The organism is Winogradskyella sp. (genome assembly GCF_028282165.1).
Classification (GTDB): Bacteria; Bacteroidota; Bacteroidia; order Flavobacteriales; family Flavobacteriaceae; genus Winogradskyella.
Genome location: NZ_JANQIM010000011.1, coordinates 132553 through 158433 on the forward strand (window position 1 = coordinate 132553; position 25881 = coordinate 158433).

The following is a 25881-nucleotide window of genomic DNA, read 5'->3' on the forward strand; positions in this document are numbered from 1 at the left end:
TAAGAAGCCAATGCATATTATTTTTGAGACAAATCAAACTTAATTTATTATGACGCTTCTTAAAATTTTTGGATCACAAACAAAAGAGACTAACAATATAAAAATTCTAACTTCTGAAGAATTTAAATCTGCAATCAATGAGAAAGATATTCAACTCATTGATGTTAGAACATCCCGAGAATATAATTCTGGACATATTGAAAAAGCAGTAAACATTGATTTTTTTAATCGCTTGACCTTTGTAGATGCTTTAAAAAAACTAGACAAAAGTAGACCTGTGTTTCTCTACTGTCATTCAGGAAATAGAAGTCAAAAAGCAGCTAAAATGATTTTAGAAATGGGTTTTCAAGAAATCTATGATCTTCGAGGGGGATATTCATCTTGGAGCTAAGATATTAACAGAATTAATCGCAACAGAAATTAAAATGAACAGATCGCTAACTTTCCTTTTTTTGATTCTTATAGTAGTTACGGGTTGCAATAATAGAAACTCCGAAGCCTATAATCCTGTTATAAATGAAAAGACAGAAGAGAAAAAAGAAATAGCCACAAAAATTCATTCTGGTAAAAAATTGATGGAAACTCAATGCTACATTTGTCACAGTCCATCAGCAGCAGAAAAAGAAGGTAGAATCGGGCCACCAATGATTGCCATTAAAGCCCACTATATTGACGATGAAACAACAAAAGAAGTGTTTACTGACGCAATGTGGAACTTTCTCAAAAACCCCTCAAAGGATAGAGCAAAACTGCGCGGTGCGGTAAGAAGATTTGGGGTTATGCCTTATCAACCTTTTAAAAAAGAAGAGATAGTACAGATCGCTGAGTATATTTATGATTACCAAATCGATGAACCATCTTGGTTTAAGGAACATTGGGAAAATGGGCACAAAAAGAAGAGAAAACCCTATAAGAATAATGGTAAGATAGCCGCTGGCGTAAGCGATATGACTGTTAAAGATGTTGGACTTAGTTATGCCTTAGGAACTAAAAAGGTTTTGGGTAAGAATCTTATGGGCACAATACAAGCAAAAGGCACTTTAGAAGCCTTAACCTTTTGTAATGAAAAAGCATATCCACTAACCGATAGCATGGCAACCCAATTTAACGCTACTATAAAAAGAGTAAGCGATAAACCTAGAAATCCCAACAACAAGGCTAATATAGAAGAACTAGAAAAAATCGAGTACTTTAAAGAGCTCATTGCAAACGACAAGAAAACAGAGCCTGTAGTAGAAAAAAAGAACGGATATAATCAATTTTACTACCCAATTACAACTAATACTATGTGTCTGCAATGCCATGGTGAACCCAATGAGCAAATAACATCTGAGGTGTTAGCTACAATTAATAGCCTGTACCCTAACGATCTGGCTAAAGGCTATAAGATAAATCAAGTAAGAGGCATTTGGAGCATTACATTTAAAGACGCTAAGAATGAGTAAATTTTCAGAACTTACAAGCTCTAACAAACCTGTTTTAGTAGATTTCTTTGCTGAATGGTGTGGGCCTTGTAAAACCATGTTGCCAATACTTCAGGATGTTAAAGCAGAACTAAAAGAAGAGGTATCAATAATTAAAATTAATGTTGACAAAAATCAAAGGTTAGCTTCTAACTACAACATAAGAAGTATCCCTACACTTATTCTTTTTAAACAAGGCGCCATCAAATGGAAACAATCAGGAATAGTTGATACTTCAACCCTAATACATGTTATAAAAAGGCACCTTTAATATCAATATCTAAAAGTTTACAACAAAAAATCTTTACCAATACTCTTGTTTGTTTAGTGGAGCTTCACAAAACGTTTGTTCGTTTATAGGTTGTATCGCTTTAGCTTGTAAGGATTGCGCTAACCACCCATGAGGATATGACAATTTTAGAGGAGCTTTTATAATTTCTTCTGAAATTTGATAATACCCAACTTTTGAATAAAAATTAATATCACCATAAGTTAGTACTATCTGTACGCCTTCATCTCTTAATATTGAATGTGCAAAGTTGATAAGTGTTTGCCCAACGCCTTTACCATGATAATCAGTAGCTACTGCAACAGGAGATAATATAAACGTTCTCACATGAGGTTGCTCAAACTGTATTTTTGAAAAAATAATACACCCAATAATTTTATCTTCATTAACAGATACAAATACACGTATGTTTTCTTGTTTGTCACTATTAAGAAAATCACTAACCAAATTACTAATAAGCTTTCCTTCATCTTCACCTTCAGAATCATTAAAAGTTTCTTTGAATAATTGAATAATGTCCTCGTCTTTTTGTCCGCTATATTGTAGATATTTCATTTTTTAGTTGTTTGTAACTAATGTTACTGCAATTTACTTCGCTACACTTTAGTTTTATACAAAAGTAACTTACAATACTCAAATAACTATGGAAAACTCAGATACTCACCAAGAACTCGTAAAAAGTATGCCAAGAATTGGCGATAAGGCACCTGATTTTGAGGCTTTAACAACAAAAGGGCAAATTAAATTTTCAGAGTTTGCCAAGGATAAGTGGGTTGTTATGTTTTCGCATCCAGCTGATTTTACACCGGTTTGCACTACGGAAATGAGCGGTTTTGCGATAAGAAAAGATGAATTTGATGCCCTTGATACAGAATTATTGGGACTTAGTATCGATAGCATTCATGCGCATCTAGGATGGGTACAAAATGTAAAGGAAAACACAGGGGTGTATTTTGATTTCCCCATCATTGCCGACCTAGATATGAAAGTTTCAAAACTTTATGGGATGCTTCAGCCCAATGAAAGTGAAACAGCTGCTGTACGCGCCGTATTTTTCATTGATCCTGAAAAGAAAATCCGCTTAATTATGTATTACCCACTGAATGTAGGTAGAAACATGAGTGAAATTCTGAGGGCATTAGAGGCATTACAAACATCGGATAAATATAAAGTCGCCATGCCGTTGGACTGGAAAAAGGGAGACAAAGCCATTGTACCACCACCAAAATCGTTGGATGAACTCAACAAAAGATTAGAAGACGATTCCGTTGAGAAAGTAACTTGGTATCTTGCCAAGAAGGAACTGTCGTAAAAACAGAATAAAAGCTAGGATACTGCATAAGTTGTAGTTTATGATTATTATCATAGTTTAAAAAATAGATAAGTTTGATCTTTAAAGCCATAAAATAGTTATAAACCAGACCACTCTATGGTATTTAGGGAGGAACATAAATCTCTACTTTTTATAAAGCTCAAAACTGTTTGAAAAAAGCGTTTTCTATAATAGTAACTACCGCTATAATGATGCCTTTCCTAATAAGGATCGGGATTTTGATCGACTTTAAAATCAATCAGGAATTTATTGCGAAAGTATTATGTGTAGATAAGGAGAAGCCAATGTCAACCTGTAACGGAAAGTGTTATCTTTCTGAGCAACTTAAAAAAACGGAAGAACAGCAACGAGATCAAGTCCCAACTAGTAATGAAAAAGACAGATATGAAGTCGTTTACTATTCTCAAATTGAAAAATATCATCTCCTAATCTCAACAGACGGTCATTCGGAAAAAAAGATTTCCTATTACAGGGATTGTTTTTATCACTATAACTATTTTCCTGATGTTTTCCATCCGCCAAAATTCTATTTAGTATAACATAGTGGGTGTTGCTACCCAAACTCTTAGATAGCACTCTGGTATTCCAGTAGTGCTTCTAGTTGTGTATTACTTTCTAATAAAATTATAAAACTAAAAATGAAGATTAAATATATTTTAGTCATAGTACTATGTGCACTATTTACCCATCTTTTTGCTCAAACTCAGCAAGAAGAAATAAGGTTGTTAGACCTTGAGACAGCCATGCCAATAGTACAAGCCACCTTTGAGTATGGCGAACAAAATGGAATTTCGGACGAAAACGGTACGATTCGTTTCGATTTTATTGAAAATGCAACCCTAACGATATCACATATGAGTTATGGTTCATGGTTGTTATATGGTAATGATCTTAAGATAGCCATCCAAAATAAAGTGTTTTACAGAAACAAAGAAACTGTAAATCTATATCCCGTAACTATTATAGGCGTAAAACAACAGAGTTCCCAACCAGAGAGCAGGCTCAACATAGAGCATCAAGACCGTATGGAACACGATGGGGCACAATTACTCAACCAATTGCCAGCATTTAACAGTATTCGTAAAGGAGGTAATTATGGGTTTGACCCTGTTTTTAGAGGGTTTAAATATGACCAACTTAATATAGTATTTAACGGGGCGCAAAGTGCAACAGCGGCTTGCCCTAACAGAATGGATCCACCAACAAGCCAAATGGCTCCTAATATGATAGATCGTATTGAGGTATTAAAAGGGCCTTATGCTCTTCGCTATGGAAGTGGTTTTGGAGCAACCATAAACTTTGTGCCCACTAACCTTCGCTTTACGATAGAAAATGATGTTTATGGTAGACTATCAACAGGTTACGAAAGCAATGGAGACATTGTAAGAGGTGAGAGTCAAATAGGTTTCAGTGGTAAGAAGCATGATATTAGCTTTTTTGGTTCGTGGTCTCAAGGCAATGATTATACCTCAGGCAATGACGAAACAGTACAGGCAGATTTTCAACGCGGTAGCTTTGGGACAAATATGGGATTTAAAATCACTTCAAGGCAACAGCTTAGGATATCTGCACTTTATAATCGTGCCAGAGATGCAGACTTTCCTGCTTTACCCATGGATTTGAGGGAAGACGATACTTGGATGTTTAATGTAAGACATGATATCCAGTTTAATAGAGCTAAACTACAAAGCTGGAATACGACGGTTTTTGGCTCTTTTGTCGATCATCTCATGAACAACTTGCTCAAGCCATTAGACCCTCGCACACTCAATGCTGAAACTGCGGCTAAAACTTTTAATTATGGTGGCAGAACGGAAGGTGTTTGGCGTTTTACCAAAGGTACTTTATATGCAGGAGCTGACTTACGTATAGAAGGTGCGGAAGGTACCAGACTGAGAGCGTTTTTAATGGGACCAAATGCAGGAAATACTTTTGAGGACAATGCTTGGCAAGATGGTAGGATAAGTAAAACAGGAGTTTTTACAGAATATCAGCTAAACGGATCTACTTTTGACTACATATTTTCTGGACGATTAGAACTCAACAATGCAAAAGTTAATGATGCCAGTGGTGAGTTTACTCAAATATATTCAGACAGTAGAGTTACCCAAGTCAACCCAAGTTTTAGTGTTGGTATTCTTAAGGATTTTGGCACTACCGTAAAAACAGGCTTTTGGCTAGGACGTGCTCAAAGAAGTGGCGGCCTTACAGAACGGTTTATCAATTTTTTTCCCGTAGGTCAGGACCCATTCGAAATGTTAGGTAATCCAGATCTAAATCCTGAAGTCAACAATCAGGTTGATGTAACTTTACAATGGACGCCGTATAAGAAAACAAAAGTCAATATCGATGTGTTTGTGTCTTATTTGCAAGACTATATTTCTTCGGTTATCAATCCCAACTTCGATCCACGCTTACCTTCAAGTCCGGGCGTTAGACAGTTTATTAATATAGATGAAGTTTTTAAAACTGGTTTTGAAATCAGTTGGTCGCAGAAACTATTTGCAGGTCTGCAACATCAATTGGGTATAGCATATACCTATGGTCAAGATATGGAACGTGATGAGCCCCTACCAGAAATCGCACCTTTGGATTTGAGATATGTTCTTTCAGGTAGTTACTTTAAGAATAAGTTAAGCCCAGAAATTGCTTTCCGTTATGTAGCAGAACAATCTAGAATTTCTAATGAATTTGGGGAAACCGTAACCCCATCGTTTACCCTTTTAGACATAAATATCGGTTATGAAATATCTGATAAGCTATCCATTAATGCAGGTGTGAATAATCTATTTGACGAGAACTACTATGAACATCTCAACCGTTCTGTGAGAGGAACAAATGATCCTATATTTGCACCAGGTAGAAATGTATTCGCTAATCTTAATCTTACTTTTTAGAAAAATTGAGGTGAAGAATGTGGTTTTCGCCTCAATTTTTTATTAAAAGAAACGGTCTAAATAAATGGCTATATAAACCTTGCTGGCCTTTCAATCCATATGAAACCTATTTCATTGGCAAGTTGTTCATAATAAGTAAAAGTTTGAATTAAATGGATAAACTCATTGAGAATATTAAAAAAATCAAACGACGAACAGACGCGTGTTTTAATTAAATTAATTAAACAATAACTTAGCAATAAATATCAAAAAATCAATCATATTCTCAACTATTTTTACAATGAAAGAAATGGTTAAAAATGATTATTATCAACGAATTGAAAGAGCTATAAACTTTATTGAGGATAACCTCATGAATAAGCTTACCGTTGAGACGATTGCGCAAAAAGCATTTTTTTCAAAGTATCATTTTATCAGAGTATTTAAGGCAACAACAGGAGAGACAGTTGGAAACTATCTTAGACGCAGAAGAATTTCAAGATCTTCAAAGTCTTTAATAAACTCTAACCGTTCAATATTGACTATTGCCTTAGATTATCAATTTGAATCTCAAGAGGCTTACACCCGTTCATTCAAAAAAGTTTACGGTACAAGCCCTAGAAAGTATCGCATGCAGAATAAAGACCAAATAGCCTTTGGTCGTGCAAGATTAACAATCGAAAGATTAAATCATTTAAAAAGTAATGTAACGATGACGCCAAAAATTGTAGATATTGATAAAAAAAAGTTAGTTGGGCTAAGTATATTAACGTCGTTAGCAAATAACAAGATTCCAAAATTATGGAATGATTTTATGTTAAGAATTGGAGAAATAAAGAATAATGCCAATACGGGTTGTTACGAAGTGAACCCATTTGATTCAAGTTTTAAGATTGAGAGTTTTACAAAAGATAAGGAGTTTGAAAAATGGGCAACTGTAGAGGTTCATAGTTTTGATGGCATACCCGCTGGATTGAAGCCTTTAACCATTGAAGGTGGAAAATATGCTGTCTTTAAACACAAAGGGAAAATGAGCAATATCCAAATGTCATTTGACTATGCCTATGGCACATGGTTACCAAACTCTGAATATCAGCTTGATGCAAGGGCAAGTTTTGAGAGATATGGAGCGCAGTATTTAGGCCCAGACAATCCCGATTCAATTACAGAATTATGGATTGCAATAAAATAGTATTGAGAAAGAACATCTTTTTTTGCAAAAAATGGAAATATTAAAACTTACTGAAAAGAATATACAAGACGAACATATTTGCTGTGCTATAAGCGATAAGAAAAGTAGAAATGGCTATGAAAAGAAAAAGCAATGGTTAAAGAAAGAGTTTAAGAATGGTTACAACTTTCAAAAAGTTGATGTTAGAGGAAAGGTCTTTATTGAGTATGTTCCAATTGAGAGTTCTTGGCTGCCCTTAACAGGAAAGAACTTTATGGTTATCAATTGTTTTTGGGTCGCCGGACAATTCAAAGGAAAAGGAAATGGAAAGAAACTCTTAGAACAATGTCTGAAAGATTCAAAGAACATGGATGGAGTTATTGCGGTGTCAAGTGATAAAAAACGACCTTTTATGACTGACCCAAGATTTTTAAAGTATAATGGTTTCGAAATCATTGATGAAGCAAAACCTTACTTTAAACTTTGGGGATTTAGAACAAATCCTAATGCTGAATTTCCAAGATTTTTGGAAACTGCTAAATCTGGTGTTTGTCCAAACAATAACGGAATCACCGCATATTATTCTAATACTTGCCCATTCACTGATTTTTACACCAACGAATTATTGAGAGCATATGCAAAAAAGAAGAATGTTCCTATAGAAATACATCATATTAAATCTCAAGAAGATGGACGAAAAATGCCAATTCCTTGGATTATAAATAGTGTTTTTTATAAAGGAGAATTAGTAAGCTTAGAAATAAAAGTTGATAGGCATTTAGACAAATTAATCGAATAACATGTTATAACAAAGTACCCTTTTCTAATACTTCTATCACATATAATGGATTGTGTTTTTTAGAGTTTGGGAGAGAAGAGTGGATAGCGAGAAAATACGGAAATAACCTTAAACGCATCACGTAAAATGCAGGAGCTGGTTCAGAGAATAAAAAAAATCGAACATGGTTTTAAACATATTATCGAGGCAGGAAGTTTGATATTGAAAGACAAAACTCAAAACCACTTTGATTTGGCAAATAGCTTTTTGACCGATGAAACCTATCAAGTAAGAATGTTAGCAGTTTATCTGTTAGGACAACTTTCAACAGAGAATACAGATGCTTTACATATTTTAGAAACCGAAGTTGGAAAAGACGAAAATTGGAGAGTCCAAGAAATGTTGGCTAAGGCTTTTGACCATTATTGTAAAACTTTAGGCTATGAAAATAGCTTACCCAAGATTAAGAAATGGTTATCTGATAAGAACCCTAACATAAAGAGAGCTGTAACTGAAGGACTAAGAATTTGGACAAGCAGACCTTATTTTAAAGAAAACCCTCAAATAGCTATTACATTAATCAGCGCAAACAGAGATGACGAAAGTGAATACTTAAGAAGATCTGTTGGAAACTCGCTTAGAGATATCCGTAAAAAACACAAAGAATTAGTCGATAAAGAAATCTCAAATTGGGGAAACAGTAAAAGAGTAGAATTCGTAAAAAAAATAGTTACAAAATAGTTCTAGTCCTATTATTGTTTTCTTTCATAATAAAAACAGCGATAGTCTATTCTTTTATTATTTTTTTATTAATAATCCCCTCTTTTGTGATAATGTTTACAAGGAAAACTCCTGATGGTAATCTCGATACATCAATTGGTTCAAGATTATTATACATTTCGAGGATTTTTAGTCCTGTAATGGAGATAATCTCAACTTTCAAAATTATTAATTTCGTTGCAATGAATAATTCACTTTTGACAGGATTTGGGTATAGTCTAAATTTTGAATCAAAATCAAAATCAATTGTGCTTAAAGTTGAACAGTCTAAACTAAATTGGTCTCCGCTATCTATACTTCCCCAAGGAATCCAAACCGCATCGCTGTACGAAACATTATCTACATCAATACAAGTTAAATTAGGAGTGTTAGATGCATCAAAATCATTAAAATCTTCGTTGTTACCATTAGCAACATTTAAAGAATTTATGATTGAATTATTTTGTACTTCTACGGAAGTTAGTCCTGTGAGCATACTTAAATTTAATGACTCCAATAAAATAGACGAGGCATTTAAAGTAGTAAGGTTTGACCCTATGGGTAATGCAAGACTGGTGATTAGGTTATTGCTACAATTTAAGTTAGTTAGTGTTATATTTAGCGAAACATCTAAGGTACTAATCTGGTTACTGCTACAATTTAAAGCGGTGAGTGATGTAAAGGCTTCTATACCTGTCAAATCAGAAATATTCAAACCTGAACAATTGATAGGTCCTACATAGGTTTGTGCTTCTGATACTTGTATTTCAGAATCAGAATTTGTGTTAATAAACGGTTGTCCAACCAAATAGGCTTTAAAATTTGTATCGGGAATAACAACATTCTGGGCGATTAAGTTCAAACAAAAAGAAGCGAATACAATAATACTAAGCAAAACTTTATCCATGTTTTCGTAATTTATATTTGGGGTTAATTTATGTTTTAAACGGTTTTATTTATATACGCTGTCAAATATCAACACTGATTTATTCTTATATTTGAATCAAGAAAAAGAATACTCAATAATGAGTACCAAAATACTAGCTAGTGAGTACGTTTACTTCGATTTTTAGCCACTGGAAAGACACGTTAAAACTTAGTACTAATGATTATCATGAAAAACTTCAAGAAATAGTTGAGAGGCTAAATCAAGCCGAAAACTTAATTCAAGGGGCAATTTTTATTCAAGATTACAGGGATTTTAGTGTAAAATATGCTTCAAAAAACGCTTTTGCTATTTGTGGATATTTTCCCGAAAATTTTTACGCCAATGGAATAGAATTGGGCTTGCAGTTACACCATCCAGAAGATCGCTCTAAAGTTTTAGTACTTCAAAAACAGGTTTTTGACTATCTACAAACTATTCCTAAAGATTTTAGAGATAGCTTGGAAATTAATTATATCGCCCGAATTTTTAACCGAAAGCAAGATCGCTACCAGATCACTCATGCCACGATAAAACCTTTGTTATTTGATGCAGAGCATAATGTTATACTTGATATTGCCCACTGGAAAGCGATTCCCACCATTCCTTTGAGCGAATCGTTTAGTTATACTATAAAATATATTGATGTTGAAGGAAACGTTCATCAGAAAAATAATCTAATGGAAGATGATAAAAAGAGTATTAGTGCTTTAACAAAAACAGAACAAGAAATTACCGCATTATTGAAAAAAGGTTTAACATCTACACAAATCTCTGAAAAGTTAAACCGAAGCAAACACACCGTAGATACTCACCGTAGAAATATTCTTAAAAAATTAGGGTTAAAATCAACCCGAGAATTGTTGATTTTACGTTTATAAAAATGATCGTTTATTAGTCGTATTGAAACCAAAGCTATAAAAAATTCAAATTGAGTATTAGAGCAATTAGTAGGTAGTTGCTAAAAGAAAGAATTACCCATATTACATAAAGAAAATGAATTATAGTCAACCTTTAATAAACCATGACCTTAACTCATTATAACCATTACAAAACTATACACATTAGAAGCAAAATCAAGTAACTAAAGTTGCGCTAAAAGTTAATTTTCTTTATATGTAACACCAGTTGCTTTAAAATAGTATTCTGCAAAATACCTTTGACTAAAATTTTAGTCCTATGGATACAGAAATTCTAGCTAGAATCCAATTTGCGTTTACTGTTGCTTTTCACTATATCTATCCACCTTTAAGCATAGGTTTAGGATTATTAATGGTCATATTTGAAGGGCTCTATCTAAAAACAGGAAACAAGCATTATGAGGTACTGACCCGTTTTTGGTTGAAAGTCTTTGCTATAACCTTTGGCATCGGCGTTGCAACTGGTATTATCATGGAATTTGAATTTGGAACGAATTGGTCTGTATATTCTAAGTATGTAGGTGATATTTTTGGTAGTGCTCTAGCAGCTGAGGGACTATTCGCCTTTGGATTAGAAAGTACTTTCCTTGGTATTTTGATTTTTGGATGGAATCGAGTATCACCTAAAGTACATTTCATTTCTACAATTGGAGTCTTTTTAGGTTCTATGTTTTCCGCTGTTTGGATAGTGGTGGCCAATAGTTGGCAACAAACACCTGCAGGTTATCACATTGTAGGTGAAGGATTAAATGCGCGGGCAGAAATAACCGATTTCTGGGAGATGGTCTTTAATCCGTCTAGTGTTGATAGAATAATCCATGTATGGCAAGGTGCATTTTTGGCAGGAGCTTTTTTAGTGCTTAGTGTACATGCGTATTATCTTTTAAAAGGAAGGTATGTTGAAATTTCCAGAAGGGGATTTAAAATAGCACTCATAGTCGCTACTGTTATCTCTTTGACACAACTTTTATCTGGACACAGCTCTGCAGATGGAGTTGCAAAAAATCAACCCGCTAAGTTAGCCGCTATGGAAGGCCATTACGAAGCTTCGTCACCCGCAGATTTGTATTTGTTTGGTTGGGTAGACGACAAAACACAAGAGGTTAGGGGAATAAAATTACCTGGCGGTTTATCATTTTTGGTACATCAAGATTTTAATGCTCCAATCACAGGTTTAGATGCATTTCCAAAAGAAGACAGGCCTACTCAAGTCAATGCAGTTTTCCAATTTTATCATATTATGGTGGCCATAGGACTGTTTTTAATAGGTCTCACTATATATGCCAGCTTTCTCTGGTGGAAAAAGAAATTATTTAACAAAAGATGGTTGTTGAAGATTTTCGCTTTCTCTGTACTCCTACCCCAAATAGCTAATCAGGTAGGCTGGTTTGCCGCGGAAATGGGTAGACAGCCATGGGTAGTATATGGGCATCTGAGAACCAACGAAGCTTTTTCACAAGAGGTGTCGTCTAATCAAATCTTATTCTCTTTAATTCTGTTCTTTGTTGTATATACTATATTATTTCTATTGTTCCTCTATTCGTTGAACAAAAAAATTAAAAAAGGGCCTTACGAAGAAATACAAACTGACTTACAACTTGTATAAATTGAAAAGCTATGGAAACAATTTTAGGTTTAGATTATCCAACACTTTGGTATTTAGTAGTAGGTCTTCTATTTTCTGGCTATGCCATTTTAGAGGGATTTGACTACGGCGCAGGAGCTTGGCATTTGTTTTTTAAAAAAGATTTAAGTCGTCGCATAGCCATTAACGCCATAGGTCCGCTTTGGGATGCTAATCAAGTTTGGCTCATCATTGGTGGAGGTGCCCTGTTTGCAGGATTCCCGGTAATGTATGCTACTATGTTATCGGCCATGTATATTCCTTTTATGTTATTTTTGATGCTACTTGTGTTACGCTCCGCAGCAATAAAATTCCGTAGTGCCGAAGAAATGAAATGGTGGCGTAGAACTTGGGATATTGTCTATTTTGTATCCAATACATTAATAGCCTTTTTGTTAGGTGTTGTTCTAGGAAACTTATTACAAGGTTTTGAAATTGGAGAAAATTTTGGCTACCAAGGTGGTATTTTCTTTTCATTCTTAAGTCCTTATGCCCTTATGGTAGGATTAACCACGTTATTCATTTTTATGACCCAAGGCGCCATTTTCTTATTGCTGAAAACAGAAGGACGCTTACACGCCAGATTAACTTTTTTATTGAAAAAGGGGATGATTTTTTTTATTCTTAGCTTTGCGTTTACATCCTTTTACACGTTGATATATATTTCAGGGGTTACAGATAAATTCAAGGAGAACCCAGTATTTTTTATCTTACCAGCTCTAGCGTTCTTGGCCGTCGCCAACGTACCAAGACTTGTTTCAAAAAAGAAATATGAGTATGCTTTAGTATTCTCATCATTGACTATGGCTTTTTTACTCATGTTAGTTGCCTTTCAAATGTATCCTGTTTTGTTACCCTCTACCATTGATCCAAAATATAGTGTAACTATTTACAATGCTGCTTCATCTCAAAAATCTTTAGGAATAATGTTAACAATAGTGCTCATAGGAGCACCTTTGTTAGCAATGTATTTCCTTTTTCTATATAGAACTTTCAATGGTAAGGTAAAGTTAGATGATACAAGTTATTAGCATTAGGTATGAGCAATAACTAAGTGTTTCATGGGAGAAGGGCGTCATTACTGATGCCCTTTTTTATGTAACCTAAGTCACTGTGGCGGTATCCATACTATTCTACCTTTGTTTAAAATCCAATTTATTATGTCCAAAATTGTAATCTTAGGAGCAGGAATAGCTGGGCATGTAGCTGCATCACATTTACGCAGAAAACTACCAAAAAAGCATGAAGTTTTAGTGGTTTCCCCAAACAGCAATTATCAATGGGTACCATCAAATATTTGGGTAGGCATTGGTAGAATGAAACCTGAAGATGTACTTTTTCCATTAGCTCCTCTATACAAAAAGAAAGGTATTGGTTATAAGCAAGCCAAAGCAATATCTTTTCATCCCGAAGGAGATGAAAATGAAGAAAAACCATATGTGGTTGTGGAATTTGTTACGGGCGAAAATAAGGGTGCTCAAGAAAAGGTAACCTACGACTACTTAATAAACGCTACAGGTCCAAAATTAGATTTTGAAGCCACAGTAGGCTTACGACCAGGCATTAACAAAGCCTATTCTGTATGTACCTATGGTCATGCAGAACATGCGTGGGATGCGTTGAATGAACAGATAACACGTATGAAAAATGGGCAAAAGGTGAAAATACTAATCGGTACTGGTCACGCAAAATCTACGTGCCAGGGTGCAGCTTTTGAGTACATTTTAAACGTCGAAAAAGAACTATGTAAACATAAGATAAGGGACAAGGCAGAAATTACCTGGATTTCTAATGAATACCGATTAGGTGATTTTGGCATGGATGGTATGTTAATGAGCTACGGAAACATCAATATGAAATCGAGCGAAATGGTCGAAATGATATTTGAAGACAGAGGGATCAAATGGATACTGGGCGCAGGCGTTAACAAGATTGAAGATGGTGTTGCACATTACGAAACGCTTGATGGTGAACAAAAATCCCTAACCTACGATTTTGCCATGCTCATCCCAGCGTTTTCTGGTCATGGATTCAAAGCATTCAGTAAAGTAGGAAACGATATCACAAACAAACTCTTTAAAGGTTTTATGATTGTTGATGCCGATTACACCCCAAAACCCTATGAAAAATGGCGTGTCCAAGATTGGCCAGAAACCTATCAAAACCCTAGTTATCCCAACATTTTTGCGCCAGGCATTGCTTTTGCGCCACCACATCCGATTTCAAAACCAAGAACAAGTAAAAGCGGTACACAGATAACACCTTCCCCTCCGCGCACAGGAATGCCTTCAGGGATTACGGCAAAACTTGTGGCCGACAATATTATAGACTCCATTAAAAATGGCCATAACATCTCGTTGCACCATAAAGGCTCACTAGGCAATATGGGAGCTGCTTGTATTGCTTCAGCAGGTTTTGGTATGCTAGAAGGAAGTGGTGTTAGTATCACAACATACCCTATTGTCCCAGATTTTGAAAAGTATCCAAATACCCATGGTCGTAAATTGGGCAAAACTTTTGGAGATATTGGTTTGGCCGGCCACTGGCTAAAATTAGCATTACACCATGCCTTTATTTACAAAGCAAAAATGAAGCCCTTTTGGTGGTTGATTCCTGAATAGGAAATCAATTTGAACAAGAAGATTTCGCATTAAAACTAGAAGATTCAAATAGAAAAACTAATAAATCAGTCATGGAAAGAATATCAAAAAAACAGAAGCATCGCATGCAAAACCCTATAATACAATTCTTCAAGTTTATTTATCTAAGTATAAAAATTATGATTGTAGTTGCCGGAGGACATGGCGGCACAAGAAGAACAAACTGATGTTTATTGGTCAGTGATTTTGGTTGGTTAGTAAAAGAGCATCCATTTTTATAATGGGTGCTTTTTTTTCATAGGTAACCTGAGTTACTGTAAATGCCAAACTCCAAAACTAAATTTGTATCAATATTTTTTGTAACATGAAATACAAAACCGTCGCAATATTTAGTTCACTATTGTGGTTTTACCAAACCAATGCACAACAAATCACTTTAATTACAAAAGAAGAAGTAGTTAGTAGGGTAAGCAAAAACAATACATCTTTAAAGATTTCGGAACAAAGTTTTCAAGAGGCTCAAGCCGATTTTCGCCAAACCAATACAATTTTTCTACCTAATATAATGGCGTCGCATACGGCGATTGCTACCACCAACCCATTGATGGCCTTTGGTTCAAAATTGAACCAAGAAATCTTGACCCAAAGTGATTTCAATCCGCTTTTATTGAACGATCCTAGCCAAATAGAGAACTATGCAACTAAGTTCGAAATCCAACAACCTGTTATTAATATTGATGGTATTTATCAGCGCAAAGCTGCAAAGATGAGGATGCAGGCTATGGAATTTCAAAAGCAACGCACTAAAGAGTATTTAGAATTTGAGGTAGAAAAAGCCTATATGCAATTACAATTGACTTACAAAGGAGTGAGTGTGCTAGAAAAAGTTTTAGAAGCTTCACAAGCCAATCTTAAATTAGCCAATGATAGATTTAAGCAGGGTTATTTACAAAGAGCAGATGTTTTAGCAGTAGAAGTGCGTGTTACGGAAGTAAAAAACCAATTGCAAACCGCAAAAAGCAATGTCGCAAATGCATCAAACTATCTTTCTTATTTAATGGATGATAAAACCTATATCCTCTATCAACCAGCCGATAGCTTGCAACTAATTGGCTATGGTTTGAAAGATACACAAACTGTTTCTGAGGATAGAGCTGATGTAAAGGCAATGGAGCTGACTTCAGATGCCTATGAGTCTATAAGTAAAGCAGATAGAATGTCATTTTTACCACGCTTAAATGCATTTGGTTCTTACGAATTATTTGATGATAAAATTTTTCAAGCCAATGCAAGTGGATATACATTTGGGGCACAGCTAAGTTGGAATATTTTTGAGGGTTCTAAACGCTTTGGCAAAGCACAGAAAAGTAAGGCTACTTACGAAAAATCTCAATTAGAGTATAAACAATATAGGTCACAAAGCCAGTTAGAATTAAACAAGGCAAACAGGATGCTTATTGATACTAAGAACAAGTTGGAGTTAACAGCGTTGGCACTGTCTCAATCTGAAGAATCACTGCGAATTAGGATTAATCGTTTTAAGGAAGGATTAGAAAAGACTTCAGATTTGTTATTGGCAGAAACGCTATATGCGCAAAAACAATTAGAATATTTTCAAACAGTGTTTGAGTATAACAATGCCCAATCCTATCTAAAATTCCTTTCAAAGTAAAACAAAAACAACAAAAGAGAAAGTAATGAAAAAAATATATAAATCAGTTCTGTGTGCGACTTTGCTCTTATTTATGGCATGTGGTTCTAATGAAGAGAAGACATTTGTGGATGACTCGCCCGCCGTTAAAGTAGTGGTTCAAAACGTAAAAACTGATAATAACAATCCTTTCCTAACAGTAAGCGGTAAAATACAAGCAAGTAATAGTGCTAATTTAAGCACTAGGATGATGGGTTTTGTAACGAAAACTCATGTTAAAGTAGGAGATAAGGTAAGTAAAGGGCAACTTTTAATATCTATAAACAATACCGATCTGCAAGCAAAGGCTGCACAAATCAATGCAAACATAACCGAAGCTACCGCGGTTTACAAAAATACTAAAAAGGATTATCAGCGTTTCCAAAACCTGTTTGCAGAAAACAGTGCTTCGCAAAAAGAACTCGATGATATGATGGCTCAATTTGAGATGGCCAAAGCAAGATTGGAGGTGGCAAAGCAAATGAAGAATGAGGTAAATGCGCAATTTAGTTATGCTAATATTCGCTCACCTTTCTCTGGTGTTATCACCAATACATTTATTGAGAAAGGCGATATGGCAAATCCAGGAGTACCCTTAATTGCTGTTGAAACTCAAGGTCAATTTGAAGTAATCGCTACGGTACCGGAAAATGAAATTTTACGAATTAAGAATAACACTGAAGTTGATGTGTTGATAAAATCAATAGATAAATCTGTGAAAGGAAAAGTTACTGAAGTAAGTACCTCAGCTAAAAATACCGGAGGGCAATATTTGGTAAAAATCAATTTAGGTAAGACAGATACCGATATTTTTTCTGGAATGTATGCTATGGTTCAATTTCCAGTAGAGAATACTCCAGCTACTAAAAACAGGGTATTAATCCCAACCAAAGCCTTGGTAAACAATGGTCAATTATCTGGCGTTTATACCGTGAGCCAAAGCAACACGGCAGTATTGCGTTGGCTGCGCTTGGGAAGAGTGTTCGGAGATAATGTAGAGGTGTTATCAGGGCTATCAACCAATGAATCCTACATAGTTTCTTCCGAAGCAAAACTATACAACGGAGCTAAAGTTACAATTGAATAACCAATGTAAATATCATTAAAAAAATGAAAGACGGTTTAGCAGGAAAAATAGCGAAGAGTTTCATTGGCTCTAAACTTACTATTCTCTTAATGATAGTGTTTATGGTTATTGGGGTATACAGTTCATTTTTGATACCCAGAGAAGAGGAACCGCAGATAGATGTACCAATGGCTGATATTTTTGTCGGCTATCAAGGAGCAAGCCCGACAGAAGTAGAATCGCGTGTCATAAAACCTTTAGAGAAATTAATCTCAAATATAAAAGGAGTAGAGTATGTGTATTCTACGTCTATGAAAGAACAGGGTATGGTGATAGTTCAGTTTTATGTTGGGGAAGATATTGAGCGATCATTTGTAAAACTCTACAATGAAATCAACAAGCACATGGACATCATGCCACAAGGAGTGACCTTTCCCTTGGTAAAGACACGTGCTATTGACGATGTCCCAATGCTAGGACTTACCTTATGGAGTGAGAATTACGACGATTACGAGCTAAAGCTCATAGCGCAAGAACTCACCGATGAAATTGAAAAAGTAAATGATGTAGCCATTACAAAAAAAATTGGTGGTCGTAGTCGCGAAATGCGTGTTGTGTTAGACAAAGACAAACTCGCAACAAGTGGGTTGGATTTCTTGACCGTAGCTGAAATGATAAAGGTTAACAACAAACAGCTAAGCTCAGGAAGTTTTGATAAAAGTGATACCGAATATGCAGTAAGCACAGGAAAGTTTTTAGAAACTGCAGAAGATGTTGAGAATTTGGTTGTTGGCGTACAACAAAATCAACCTATCTATTTGAAGCAAATAGCTTCAGTAGTTGATGGGCCTGAATTGCCTAAAAACTATGTCTCGCTAGGGTTTGGTGGAGCTAGTGAAAAAAAGAGCGATTTTAAATCAGAATATCCAGCAGTGACCATTTCTGTTGCAAAACGAAAAGGTGCTGATGCGATGAAAATATCGGATGTCATAATTGATAAAGTTGAACAACTTAGAAGTACTTTAATTCCAGATGATGTCCACGTAGAAATTACCAGAAACTACGGAAAAACGGCCTCTCAAAAAGTATCAGAACTATTGATGCACTTAATCGGTGCGATAATAGCGGTTACACTAGTTGTAATGCTGGCTATGGGTTGGCGTGGCGGTTTAGTAGTGTTTTTATCTGTCCCTGTAACATTTGCCCTTACGCTTTTGAGCTATTATATGCTTGATTATACCTTAAACCGAATTACGCTCTTTGCTTTGGTATTCGTAACTGGTATTGTAGTCGATGATTCCATCATAATAGCAGAAAATATGCATAGGCATTTTAAAATGAAACGTCTACCCTTTAAGCAAGCTGCTTTATATGCCATAAACGAAGTAGGTAATCCTACGATACTAGCAACATTTACTGTAATTGCTTCGGTATTGCCTATGGCATTTGTTTCAGGTTTAATGGGGCCTTACATGAGTCCTATGCCCATCGGTGCGTCCATAGCAATGTTGCTATCGCTCTTTGTTGCATTAACGATTACACCGTATTTAGGATACCTATTCTTACGCGAAAAAGATAAAAAAGAGAATAAGCCACATGAAGTAGACGAAGTTAAGCAAATGGAGTCTTCCTTTGTGTATAAGATATATAATAAACTTGAGCGGCCCTTGATTGAAAACAGAACCAAACGTTGGGTTTTCCTAGGAATTACGGTGTTACTATTAATCGGCTCACTGGCTATGTTCTTTACCAAATCTGTTGCCGTAAAGATGTTGCCCTTTGATAACAAGAATGAGTTTCAGGTGGTGATTGATATGCCAGAAGGGACCACTTTGGAACGCACATTAGCTGTGACGAAAGAGATTGCTCAGTACCTAGCCACTAGATCAGAAGTAGTAAACTATCAAAGCTATGTGGGTGTTTCAGCCCCAATCACCTTTAATGGTTTGGTACGTCATTATGATTTGCGTGGAGGAAGCAACATGGCAGATATTCAGGTGAATCTAACCGATAAGCATGACAGAAGTTCTCAAAGTCATGATATTGCAAAACTAATGAGGTCAGACATTCAGAAAATTGCTGAAGAATTCAATGCTAATGTAAAGTTGGTCGAGGTACCACCTGGGCCGCCAGTTTTGTCGACAATAGTTGCTGAGGTGTATGGTCCTGATTATGATAGGCAAATTGAAGTGGCTAATACTGTTCAAGATATTCTTAAAAACACCAAAGATGTCGTGGATATCGATTGGATGGTAGAAGCTGACCAGATTGAATATGACTTTGTTGTCGATAATGAAAAAGCTATGCTGTACGGTGTTGCTCCGCAACAGATAGCCTTCACGATGAACATGGCACTATCAAATAGAGCTACTAGCACTATGTATAATGAATATTCATCTGAACAGGTAGGGTTGGTATTAGCACTTGATGAAAAGGAAAAATCTACCATTTCTGACATTTCTCAATTAAAGATTAAGTCAAAACAAGGGGATATGATTTCTGTTGGAGATTTAGTGAATATCTATAAGCGTACCAGAGCAAAAAATATCTATAGAAAAAATCAAAAAAGAGTGGTTTATGTCATGGCAGATATGGCTGGTAAGCTAGAAAGTCCAGTATATGCTATCCTAGGCATGGAAGAAAAGTTAAAAGTCATTGAACTGCCAAAAGGTTACAGTCTAGAAGAAAAGTATTTAGGTCAGCCAGAATTTGAAGATAATTTCACTGTAAAATGGGATGGCGAGTGGCAAATTACCCTAGAAGTTTTTAGAGATCTTGGGATTGCATTCTTGGGAGTCATCATCATCATATATATCTTGATCGTTGGTTGGTTTCAAAACTTTAGAGCACCCATTGTAATGATGGTGGCTATTCCCCTGTCTATGGTTGGTATTGTAATCGGGCATTGGCTATTAGGAGCTTTTTTTACGGCAACATCATTTATAGGAATGATTGCCTTAGCAGGTATTATGGTTCGTAATTCTGTATTACTGATTGATTTTGTAAATCTTAGGCTAACAGAAGGTATTCCCTTAAAACAAGCTGTTATCGAGGCTGGAGCTGTGCGAACAACCCCAATATTGTTAACAGCAGGAACGGTCGTAATAGGTGCTTTTGTCATTTTGTTTGATCCGATATTTCAAGGCTTAGCCATTTCGCTTATGGGAGGGACTATTACAGCTACAGTGTTAACGCTGTTAGTTGTACCATTGGTGTATTATCTAATTGAAAGAAAAAATTACAAATAAATGAAATTATTGATTGTCACTTCTGTTGAGCATTATCATAATGAGGTCTTAGAGCTTTTTAAAAAAGCTAAAATAGAGAGTTTTAGTGGCTCGGAGATTGACGGTTATAAAACTGCGAAATCATTATTAATAACGAATAGCTGGTTTTCAAGCAAATCTGGTGGAGCCGAATCAATCCTGCTATTTTCATTTACGCAGGATGATAAGGTGGATATTCTTTTTGAACTCATTAGAGAGTTTAATAAGCATCTTGAAACCAGTAACCCCATAAAGGCAGTAGTGGTGCCAATTGAAAAACACATTTAATCCAAAAACAAAACATGAAAAATAGAATCGTTCGCGGAATCGCTGGAAGTTTTATCCTAATAAGTCTATTGTTGGCTATTTATGTCGATCTCAATTGGCTTTGGTTTACAGCTTTCGTAGGTGCTAATCTATTACAATCCTCACTTACTAAATGGTGTCTCATGGATGATATCTTAACTAAAATTTTCAAAATAAAAAATTAGGTTTAGCTACAGAATCTAGAGCCGTATAATTCTCTATTTACATAAGATATGTTGATATCTTGCAGTTGTTGTAAAGACAAATGACAGCACAATTTTTGTATAACACATCTAAACTCACTTGTATGTGGTCTCATTAAATTCAATTAGTCATAGCTGAAAAATCTCAAGGCGAAAACGTAAAATATAAATCAATGACACAAGATTGTAGCTTGGGGTAAAACAGTTGAGATTGTAGAAAAATTTATTACAAAGGGCAAGGAAGTAGCCATAGAAGGGAAACTAACCACTAGGTCGTGGGAGGATAAAGATGGCATAAAGTGCTATACTACTGAGGTTGTTTGCAACGAACTTTTGATGCTTGGGAAGTAATATCCATAGATGCTTTAGGCATCTTTTCAGTAAGCTTTTTTATAGAATAAAGAATTTATTTGCTCATCAGAAAAGAGAAACATGCGCGACCTTGATTAAGTGGCGCTCTTGTTTATGTTTAAATTAAATCGTTTACTCAACAAGTCTTGAATTTAGAATCAAGGATTCGCAAAAGGTGTCCAAACGATAAAATTTATTAAGCGTTTTTAAATTCAAGCGGTGTCAACCCAGTATATTTTTTAAATTCAGTGTAAAACGAGCTCTTACTGTTAAACCCCGAGTCGATAATTAAGTCCGATATTTTAACATCTTTTTTTGTGCTGAGGATATTCTTAGCATATTCTATTCTTAAGTAATTTACATAGGCAGAAAAATTATCTTCGCTTTTCTCATTAATGATCTGACTGATATAGTGAACAGGATATCCCAAATCCTGGGATATTTCCGATAGCCTTAAATTTGAGGACCTGTACATATCCCTATCAATCAAATAACTGTTAACCTCTTTCCATATATCGTCTTTAACGTCTTGCGACAACGGAGAGTTTTTGTATTTAATAACATGCCTAAGCGGTTCATTAAAACCATCATGGATAATAAAAATATAACCGATATAATATAAACTGAACGCCATTAAACACTTAGTTAAATAGCAAGGCAAGTTATAAAAACCTAAGCCAGACAATAAGATAACACTATAAACAATAAAGAAAATAGTGTATAATACAAACCCTCTAAAGATTTTAATTTGAAATGGAAAACCAAATTCATTCTGATGATCAGATGATTTTACCTTGCGTATACTGTCGAGTATAGATTTACACTTAAAAATGTAGAACGTCAAATGCGTTATAAATAGACCTCTAATAATAAATGAGGATATTGGAATACTTCTAGTTACAGCTTTTGAAATGTCTAGACTTTTTTCTAACAGAAAAAATTTTTCCTCTCCAGGTAAAAAATAAAATTCTAACCTATAAATAATGTACAATATAAATGGCAATAAATGAACAAGTGATTTAAGCTTGATCTTAAATTTTTGTTCAGAATACTTAAAGTAGAAGTATAGAATAGGGCCATAAAGAAGAGGGATAGGGCCCTCTAAACCCGCTAAGTGAGGTGTGCCTAAAATAAGCTTATTATAAGACAAACCATAGATCAATAATTGGAGGCTAATGCAAAAAACCAATAAGGAAATTAGGTAGAGTTGGTGTTTACCATTTTTCTTTGCTAGCCAGATAAGTAGTATTCCTAAGAAAATACCTTGACAAAATATAACCAAGTATAAGACTGAAAAGAAATCTGCCACTATGTTTAATCTAAAATATAATTCAATTATTATTTACTAAGATTATATTTTTTTTGTTCACTAGCAAGCACTTATCATTGATTTAACGGTTAATAGTGTATACTTTATTCAATCCTGAATAGTTGATTTTCCTTGACTTCTCTAAAAGAAACTTGATCTTTTAACAAGCCACAACATGCTTTTATACTGCATTAGTTTAAGGATTTGAAACGACTTCTAATTTTTCTGAGCCTATGTATTCCTTAGACGCGTTCATATACCATGAGTGATTCGTTGGAATTAAAAGCCCTTTAATCCGTTCTGGTTCTGAATAAATAATATACTCACTATCAGACCCGAGAGCAGGATGAAAGAACCTCGCAATTCTAAAGGAATAGTTTTTAGGATCAAAATAAAACTGCCAATATTCCTTAGACTGGGCCATATTATAATTGACTTTTATCATCCAAAGGTCTTCATCTAAATAGGTTACTAATTGAGGTAAACCAATGAAATTTACCTCCTCATCCTTTAGCTTCATGGGTAGTCCATACATATAGATCCAATAATTGGTCCGTCCTATAATATTTTCACAATCAAGTAGAAAATTATCCAATTTCCCTTCCGGTAAAATATCTTTTCCATTGAGTTTTACCATACAAGTATCCTTATTTGCGTACCCTCCCGTCAATTTTTCTCCAGATTTGAGCGTTTCTGTCCAATGGAAAATCCCTTTAGCGTTATCTATAACCAATGCTACCTCTTGCCCAGCTAAATCAACTTTAAAATTGCCCTTAAAAAGGGGCCAACTTTGATTTGGGTCGTGATATTCAATTGATTTTGTAATCAACGCTTCATTAGTCATCGGCCGATTACATGAAACCAATGAGAACAACAGCAAAGTAAAAACATAAATTTTAGTCATCCGTTTATTTTTATATTGAACAATATCTTATTCTATGGTTAAACCTATGAGCGCCATTCATATGTGATTCTTCTTCGTTTTTAATCAGGTCAGTTATACTCTCCAATAGAAATTATAGACCATTGGCTATCATTTAAAACATACTTTAAAAACCAACTTTTATTCGGGTATTTATTTTGAAATCTGATGGTTTTAACAAAGGCATTTTCTCCATTTTCTAGTCCCCTGACCGTAAAGTCCTGTTCAAAGACTTCAAATTCATTTCCAATCTCCATTAAAAAATCGGTAAACGTATTTTTATTAGGCCATAGACCACTCTTAAAAGTATCGGAAATCAGCCCTTCAATTTTTGGCCTGTCTTTAGTACCAATTGCACTTTGGAAATCTTGAAAACCAGAACTCAAATTCTGAAAGGTTTTCATGATTAATTCCGGGTCATTAGTGTTATCTGCAATTATTTCGGGGCAATTATCGATAGTGTTTACCTTACAGAAAAGTTCTAAGGCTTCAGTAACTCCAAAATTACTTCCCTTGTTTGAAATGATGGAAATACTGGTATTGAACTTTGGATAAATTGCCAATATTGAATGCGTTCCGTCCATGTGTCCGTCATGATAATATACCTTCGAACCATCTTTTAGTTTCTGGACGATCCACCCCAAACCGTAAGTCACCTCTTCGCCATTATTCAATTTGGCATTGGTAAACAATTGGTTCTTAATGTCTTCTTTTAAATAACTATTTTGTAGAAATGCATCGCCAAGCTTCACTAAATCCTTTACTGTAGAGTACATACCTCCTCCGGGAATATTATAACTTAGATCTATTTCAGAAACAACGGATTGGTCACTCTCATAAAACACCGATAAGTCTTTCGAAGACTTAGGTTCTCTCATAAACGTGTGATTCATTTTTAATGGACGAAGCACATTTTCTTGAACAAAATCTTCAAAAGATTGTTTAGACTTTTTTTCTATAATCGCACCAATTAAATTAATTCCGAAACTTGAATACCGAAACTTTTCGCCCGGAGCAGATTCTAACGGATCATCAATAAAAATCTCCACAGCATCACTTACCTTATCATAGTGTGGATAATTCTCGATCTTTTCGTTGTAATAGTAATGTCTAATCCCGGAGGTATGAGAAAGTATTCTGGCTATACTGATTTCGTTATCAGATATCCGGAAATACTGGTTGGCATCATCCGAGAAACTAATAGCATTGTTTTGCACCATTTTTGCAATTGCAGCTGTGGTAATTAATTTAGATACAGAAGCGATACGATACAACGTATGCGATGAAGCTTCCTTTTTTTGGCTCATATCTGAGTATCCCGAACCATATTCCCAAACTAACGAACCATCTACTGTAATGGCAGCAGATATTCCTGGTATATTCTTATCTGCTCTTAGAGAATCTAGATATGAAATGCCAAGGCCTTTATCTATGGTTGTCTTGTGCTTTTGCCCTTTACAAGCAGAGATTACTCCAAATATTACAACGAGTACCAATATGTTTCTGCAAATTGTTTTGCTTAAACCCATGATCTGCCTTTTCATTTTTTTGATCTTTCAAAGAGTATGTTCATAATTTTCCATTCGCCTTCCCATTTTGCTAAATGCAGAAATTCCATAGCATCATAAGCCAGCACTCTGGCCGATGCCATGTTCTGATATATTTCCAGTATTTTAATGTTCTTGCGTTGTTCTTCCTTAGGGACATCAGTTCCACCACCTTGCCTTGTAAGTGTTACTAACTTTTCTGCGGTAAAACGCCCTAAACGGATGCCTTTATCACTTCTAATAACGATTTTTGAAACAACATCAGGATGCAGGCTGTTCTCCATTCTTTTGGCATCGCCTTCGTACCAACCTTCAATGAAGTCTTTTACTGTGTTTTTGATTGCTATACTGTCCTTTTTTGATTGTGCCACCACAAAACTGCATGTTAGTGAAACAAAGATGATTAAGATTATTTTTTTTGAATAGTTCATTCTCATGGTCTTGTATTTTAAAGAATTTAATTAATTAAACCATCACGAAAAT

General features: G+C 35.1%; 25 protein-coding genes and 1 pseudogene. 20 read left to right on the top strand and 6 right to left on the bottom strand.

The features are described 5' to 3' along the window. The first annotated feature begins 49 nt into the window (after positions 1-49). The 3 genes from Q0972_RS05470 to trxA are packed head-to-tail and all read left to right on the top strand — an operon-like array spanning position 50 to position 1734. A complete protein-coding gene (locus Q0972_RS05470; RefSeq protein ID WP_299363578.1) occupies positions 50-391 on the top strand; it encodes a rhodanese-like domain-containing protein in 342 nt (113 codons plus the stop codon). A gap of 34 nt (positions 392-425) precedes the next feature. After that, entirely contained in the window at positions 426-1445 is a 1020-nt protein-coding gene (locus tag Q0972_RS05475; RefSeq protein WP_299363580.1) for a DUF3365 domain-containing protein, read from the top strand. Further along, positions 1438-1734 carry a thioredoxin gene (gene trxA / locus Q0972_RS05480; protein ID WP_299363582.1) on the top strand — a complete coding sequence of 99 codons (297 nt, stop codon included), beginning with the start codon at positions 1438-1440 and terminating at the stop codon, positions 1732-1734. Before Q0972_RS05475 ends, trxA begins: the two co-directional genes overlap by 8 nt. 33 nt (positions 1735-1767) lie before the next feature. On the opposite strand, the gene Q0972_RS05485 is transcribed toward trxA, so the two are convergent. Beyond that, positions 1768-2307, bottom strand: a complete 540-nt coding sequence (locus tag Q0972_RS05485; protein WP_299363583.1) for a GNAT family N-acetyltransferase — start codon at positions 2305-2307, stop codon at positions 1768-1770. Between the two features lie 88 nt (positions 2308-2395). Here Q0972_RS05485 and Q0972_RS05490 point away from each other — a divergent pair, with 88 nt between their 5' ends. The 6 genes from Q0972_RS05490 to Q0972_RS05515 all read left to right on the top strand — a co-directional run bounded on the left by Q0972_RS05490 (position 2396) and on the right by Q0972_RS05515 (position 8651). After that, complete coding sequence (locus tag Q0972_RS05490) at positions 2396-3064, top strand: peroxiredoxin (protein WP_299363584.1); 669 nt, start codon at positions 2396-2398, stop codon at positions 3062-3064. 170 nt (positions 3065-3234) lie between these two features. After that, complete coding sequence (locus Q0972_RS05495; protein WP_299363585.1) at positions 3235-3624, top strand: hypothetical protein; 390 nt, start codon at positions 3235-3237, stop codon at positions 3622-3624. A gap of 99 nt (positions 3625-3723) precedes the next feature. Then, positions 3724-5982: a TonB-dependent receptor gene (locus Q0972_RS05500; protein WP_299363586.1), complete on the top strand. Its 2259-nt coding sequence runs from the start codon at positions 3724-3726 to the stop codon at positions 5980-5982. Positions 5983-6262: 280 nt separating this feature from the next. After that, on the top strand, positions 6263-7153 hold the full coding sequence (locus Q0972_RS05505; RefSeq protein ID WP_299363587.1) for an AraC family transcriptional regulator: 891 nt from the start codon (positions 6263-6265) through the stop codon (positions 7151-7153). A gap of 31 nt (positions 7154-7184) precedes the next feature. Beyond that, positions 7185-7931 carry a YoaP domain-containing protein gene (locus tag Q0972_RS05510; protein WP_299363588.1) on the top strand — a complete coding sequence of 249 codons (747 nt, stop codon included), beginning with the start codon at positions 7185-7187 and terminating at the stop codon, positions 7929-7931. A gap of 126 nt (positions 7932-8057) precedes the next feature. Next, complete coding sequence (locus Q0972_RS05515) at positions 8058-8651, top strand: DNA alkylation repair protein (RefSeq protein ID WP_299363589.1); 594 nt, start codon at positions 8058-8060, stop codon at positions 8649-8651. 46 nt (positions 8652-8697) lie between these two features. On the opposite strand, the gene Q0972_RS05520 is transcribed toward Q0972_RS05515, so the two are convergent. After that, positions 8698-9576: a T9SS type A sorting domain-containing protein gene (locus Q0972_RS05520; RefSeq protein WP_299363591.1), complete on the bottom strand. Its 879-nt coding sequence runs from the start codon at positions 9574-9576 to the stop codon at positions 8698-8700. 140 nt (positions 9577-9716) lie between these two features. On the opposite strand from Q0972_RS05520, the gene Q0972_RS05525 reads away from it, so the two are divergent. The 11 genes and pseudogenes from Q0972_RS05525 to Q0972_RS05575 all read left to right on the top strand — a co-directional run. After that, positions 9717-10475: a helix-turn-helix transcriptional regulator gene (locus Q0972_RS05525; RefSeq protein ID WP_299363593.1), complete on the top strand. Its 759-nt coding sequence runs from the start codon at positions 9717-9719 to the stop codon at positions 10473-10475. A gap of 298 nt (positions 10476-10773) precedes the next feature. Beyond that, positions 10774-12120 (top strand): cytochrome ubiquinol oxidase subunit I, encoded by a 1347-nt coding sequence (locus Q0972_RS05530; RefSeq protein ID WP_299363595.1) that lies wholly within the window; start codon positions 10774-10776, stop codon positions 12118-12120. Between the two features lie 11 nt (positions 12121-12131). Beyond that, a complete protein-coding gene (gene cydB / locus Q0972_RS05535) occupies positions 12132-13169 on the top strand; it encodes a cytochrome d ubiquinol oxidase subunit II (RefSeq protein WP_299363596.1) in 1038 nt (345 codons plus the stop codon). A 129-nt stretch (positions 13170-13298) separates the two neighbouring features. Continuing rightward, entirely contained in the window at positions 13299-14759 is a 1461-nt protein-coding gene (locus Q0972_RS05540; RefSeq protein WP_299363597.1) for an FAD-dependent oxidoreductase, read from the top strand. A gap of 71 nt (positions 14760-14830) precedes the next feature. Further along, the gene (locus Q0972_RS05545; protein WP_299363599.1) at positions 14831-14965 is read left to right on the top strand and encodes a hypothetical protein; all 135 of its coding nucleotides are present in this window, start codon (positions 14831-14833) and stop codon (positions 14963-14965) included. Positions 14966-15102: 137 nt separating this feature from the next. Next, positions 15103-16410: a TolC family protein gene (locus Q0972_RS05550; RefSeq protein ID WP_299363601.1), complete on the top strand. Its 1308-nt coding sequence runs from the start codon at positions 15103-15105 to the stop codon at positions 16408-16410. A 25-nt stretch (positions 16411-16435) separates the two neighbouring features. Further along, complete coding sequence (locus Q0972_RS05555; RefSeq protein ID WP_299363602.1) at positions 16436-17515, top strand: efflux RND transporter periplasmic adaptor subunit; 1080 nt, start codon at positions 16436-16438, stop codon at positions 17513-17515. A gap of 23 nt (positions 17516-17538) precedes the next feature. Beyond that, positions 17539-20742, top strand: a complete 3204-nt coding sequence (locus tag Q0972_RS05560) for an efflux RND transporter permease subunit (protein ID WP_299363603.1) — start codon at positions 17539-17541, stop codon at positions 20740-20742. Continuing rightward, positions 20743-21048 (top strand): hypothetical protein, encoded by a 306-nt coding sequence (locus Q0972_RS05565; protein ID WP_299363605.1) that lies wholly within the window; start codon positions 20743-20745, stop codon positions 21046-21048. Between the two features lie 14 nt (positions 21049-21062). Continuing rightward, the gene (locus Q0972_RS05570; protein ID WP_299363606.1) at positions 21063-21251 is read left to right on the top strand and encodes a DUF2892 domain-containing protein; all 189 of its coding nucleotides are present in this window, start codon (positions 21063-21065) and stop codon (positions 21249-21251) included. A gap of 201 nt (positions 21252-21452) precedes the next feature. Beyond that, positions 21453-21620: pseudogene (locus tag Q0972_RS05575) on the top strand (single-stranded DNA-binding protein); the annotation flags it as partial. 196 nt (positions 21621-21816) lie between these two features. Here the strand turns inward: Q0972_RS05575 and Q0972_RS05580 are convergent. The 4 genes from Q0972_RS05580 to Q0972_RS05595 all read right to left on the bottom strand — a co-directional run bounded on the left by Q0972_RS05580 (position 21817) and on the right by Q0972_RS05595 (position 25829). Next, positions 21817-22254: an AraC family transcriptional regulator gene (locus Q0972_RS05580; protein WP_299363607.1), complete on the bottom strand. Its 438-nt coding sequence runs from the start codon at positions 22252-22254 to the stop codon at positions 21817-21819. A gap of 871 nt (positions 22255-23125) precedes the next feature. Continuing rightward, positions 23126-23833, bottom strand: a complete 708-nt coding sequence (locus tag Q0972_RS05585; RefSeq protein ID WP_299363608.1) for a DUF6503 family protein — start codon at positions 23831-23833, stop codon at positions 23126-23128. 89 nt (positions 23834-23922) lie between these two features. After that, positions 23923-25395 carry a serine hydrolase gene (locus Q0972_RS05590; RefSeq protein WP_299363609.1) on the bottom strand — a complete coding sequence of 491 codons (1473 nt, stop codon included), beginning with the start codon at positions 25393-25395 and terminating at the stop codon, positions 23923-23925. Then, positions 25392-25829: a nuclear transport factor 2 family protein gene (locus tag Q0972_RS05595; RefSeq protein ID WP_299363611.1), complete on the bottom strand. Its 438-nt coding sequence runs from the start codon at positions 25827-25829 to the stop codon at positions 25392-25394. Before Q0972_RS05595 ends, Q0972_RS05590 begins: the two co-directional genes overlap by 4 nt. Between the last annotated feature and the right edge of the window lie 52 nt (positions 25830-25881).

Coding starts and splice junctions, on each gene's coding strand:
- Q0972_RS05470 (WP_299363578.1), top strand. CDS start 50: ATGACGCTTCTTAAAATTTTTGGATCACAAACAAAAGAGACTAACAAT.
- Q0972_RS05475 (WP_299363580.1), top strand. CDS start 426: ATGAACAGATCGCTAACTTTCCTTTTTTTGATTCTTATAGTAGTTACG.
- trxA (WP_299363582.1), top strand. CDS start 1,438: ATGAGTAAATTTTCAGAACTTACAAGCTCTAACAAACCTGTTTTAGTA.
- Q0972_RS05485 (WP_299363583.1), bottom strand. CDS start 2,307: ATGAAATATCTACAATATAGCGGACAAAAAGACGAGGACATTATTCAA.
- Q0972_RS05490 (WP_299363584.1), top strand. CDS start 2,396: ATGGAAAACTCAGATACTCACCAAGAACTCGTAAAAAGTATGCCAAGA.
- Q0972_RS05500 (WP_299363586.1), top strand. CDS start 3,724: ATGAAGATTAAATATATTTTAGTCATAGTACTATGTGCACTATTTACC.
- Q0972_RS05505 (WP_299363587.1), top strand. CDS start 6,263: ATGAAAGAAATGGTTAAAAATGATTATTATCAACGAATTGAAAGAGCT.
- Q0972_RS05510 (WP_299363588.1), top strand. CDS start 7,185: ATGGAAATATTAAAACTTACTGAAAAGAATATACAAGACGAACATATT.
- Q0972_RS05515 (WP_299363589.1), top strand. CDS start 8,058: ATGCAGGAGCTGGTTCAGAGAATAAAAAAAATCGAACATGGTTTTAAA.
- Q0972_RS05520 (WP_299363591.1), bottom strand. CDS start 9,576: ATGGATAAAGTTTTGCTTAGTATTATTGTATTCGCTTCTTTTTGTTTG.
- Q0972_RS05530 (WP_299363595.1), top strand. CDS start 10,774: ATGGATACAGAAATTCTAGCTAGAATCCAATTTGCGTTTACTGTTGCT.
- cydB (WP_299363596.1), top strand. CDS start 12,132: ATGGAAACAATTTTAGGTTTAGATTATCCAACACTTTGGTATTTAGTA.
- Q0972_RS05540 (WP_299363597.1), top strand. CDS start 13,299: ATGTCCAAAATTGTAATCTTAGGAGCAGGAATAGCTGGGCATGTAGCT.
- Q0972_RS05545 (WP_299363599.1), top strand. CDS start 14,831: ATGGAAAGAATATCAAAAAAACAGAAGCATCGCATGCAAAACCCTATA.
- Q0972_RS05550 (WP_299363601.1), top strand. CDS start 15,103: ATGAAATACAAAACCGTCGCAATATTTAGTTCACTATTGTGGTTTTAC.
- Q0972_RS05555 (WP_299363602.1), top strand. CDS start 16,436: ATGAAAAAAATATATAAATCAGTTCTGTGTGCGACTTTGCTCTTATTT.
- Q0972_RS05560 (WP_299363603.1), top strand. CDS start 17,539: ATGAAAGACGGTTTAGCAGGAAAAATAGCGAAGAGTTTCATTGGCTCT.
- Q0972_RS05565 (WP_299363605.1), top strand. CDS start 20,743: ATGAAATTATTGATTGTCACTTCTGTTGAGCATTATCATAATGAGGTC.
- Q0972_RS05570 (WP_299363606.1), top strand. CDS start 21,063: ATGAAAAATAGAATCGTTCGCGGAATCGCTGGAAGTTTTATCCTAATA.
- Q0972_RS05580 (WP_299363607.1), bottom strand. CDS start 22,254: ATGGCGTTCAGTTTATATTATATCGGTTATATTTTTATTATCCATGAT.
- Q0972_RS05585 (WP_299363608.1), bottom strand. CDS start 23,833: ATGACTAAAATTTATGTTTTTACTTTGCTGTTGTTCTCATTGGTTTCA.
- Q0972_RS05590 (WP_299363609.1), bottom strand. CDS start 25,395: ATGAAAAGGCAGATCATGGGTTTAAGCAAAACAATTTGCAGAAACATA.
- Q0972_RS05595 (WP_299363611.1), bottom strand. CDS start 25,829: ATGAACTATTCAAAAAAAATAATCTTAATCATCTTTGTTTCACTAACA.